Source organism: Roseicyclus sp., assembly GCF_052168335.1.
In the GTDB taxonomy this organism is placed as follows: Bacteria; Pseudomonadota; Alphaproteobacteria; order Rhodobacterales; family Rhodobacteraceae; genus Roseibacterium.
In genome coordinates, this window is sequence record NZ_JBQLZP010000511.1 from 1 (window position 1) to 1,404 (window position 1,404).

The 1,404-nt window shown below is 70.2% G+C and carries 2 protein-coding genes; both read right to left on the minus strand.

Annotation, left to right across the window (positions count from 1 at the left end; all coding sequences use genetic code 11):
* The coding region (locus tag ACTS11_RS15590; RefSeq protein ID WP_442641216.1) for an ATP-binding cassette domain-containing protein at positions 1-475 on the minus strand (475 nt) is incomplete at its 3' end.
* 2 nt (positions 476-477) lie between these two features.
* The gene (locus ACTS11_RS15595) at positions 478-1,392 is read right to left on the minus strand and encodes an ABC transporter permease (RefSeq protein WP_442641217.1); all 915 of its coding nucleotides are present in this window, start codon (positions 1,390-1,392) and stop codon (positions 478-480) included.
* Positions 1,393-1,404 lie beyond the last annotated feature (12 nt).

The window sequence follows — 1,404 nt, forward strand, 5'->3', positions numbered from 1 at the left end:
CCGAGACCTGGTGGGGATAGCGGAAGCCGATCTCCCCGGGGTTCGGCAGGCGCATCCGGCGGTAGAGGTCGATGGCGTCCTGCTCGGCCCGGTCGCGGGCCATCACGCCGTGGACGACGGGCGCCTCGCAATACTGGTCGATGAGCTTGTGGGCGGGGTTGAAGCTCGCCGCCGCGGATTGCGCGACATAGGCGATGCGCGCGCCGCGCAGGTCGCGCTTCGCCGTCTCGGAGGCGGCGCGCAGGTCGATGCCGTCGAAGACGATCGAACCGCCGGTGATCCGGCAGCCGTCGCGCGCGAAGCCCATCGCGGCGAGGCCGACGGTGGACTTGCCTGCGCCGCTCTCGCCGATGAGGCCGAGAACCTCGCCCTTGTGAAGCGTCAGGTCCACGCCCTTCACGATCTCGGTCCAGGTGTCGCCGGAGCGGCCCTCGATCCTCAGGCCCTCGATCTTCAGCAGGATCTCGCGGTCCATGCTCACTCCTTCAGTCCCGAGGCGCGGTAGAGCTGCCAGTCCACGACGAAGTTCACCGCGACCGTCAGGAGCGCGATGCATCCCGCGGGCAGCAGCGGCGTCACGTCGCCGAAGGTGATGAGCGTGGCGTTGTCGCGCACCATCGAGCCCCAGTCGGCGGTCGGCGGCTTGATCCCGAGGCCGAGGAAGCTGAGCGAGGAGATGGCGAGGAAGACGAAGCAGAACCTCAGGCCGAACTCCGCCACGAGGGGGGCGAGCGCATTCGGCAGGATCTCGCGCCGGATGAGATACCAGCTCCGCTCGCCGCGGAGCTTGGCGGCCTCGATGTAGTCCATCACGACGATGCCCTGCGCCACCGCGCGGGCGAGGCGGTAGACCCGCGTCGCGTCCACCGCCGCGATGACGAGGATCAGCGCGGTGATCGACGTCCCGAATATGGTGAGCAGGAGGAGCGAGAAGATCAGCGCCGGGATCGCCATGAGCGCGTCGACGAAGCGCGACAGCGCCTGGTCGAGCCAGCCGCCCGTCAGCGCCGCCCAGAGCCCGAGGATCGATCCGACGACGAAGGCGAGCGCGGTGGTGGCGAAAGCGATGCCGACCGTGTTCCGCGCGCCGTAGATCAGCCGCGAGAGCATGTCGCGCCCGATCCGGTCGGTGCCGAGGGGATGTTCGGCGGACCAGGGCTGGAACTGCCCGCCGACGATCTCGCGCTCGGGGAAGGGCGCGAGGACCGGCGCGGCGAGGGCGACGAAGGGGTAGATCAGGATGACGAGGATGCCGAAGGCGGCGGTCAGCGGCATGTCCTGCGCGATGCTGTTCGCATGGCCCGTCAGTGTCGCGCGGGCGGCGGCGCGCAGGGCGGCCGCGACGGCGAAGAGGCCCGCGAGGCCGACGAGGACGGAGAGGGCGAAGGTCATCGCCTCACCTCC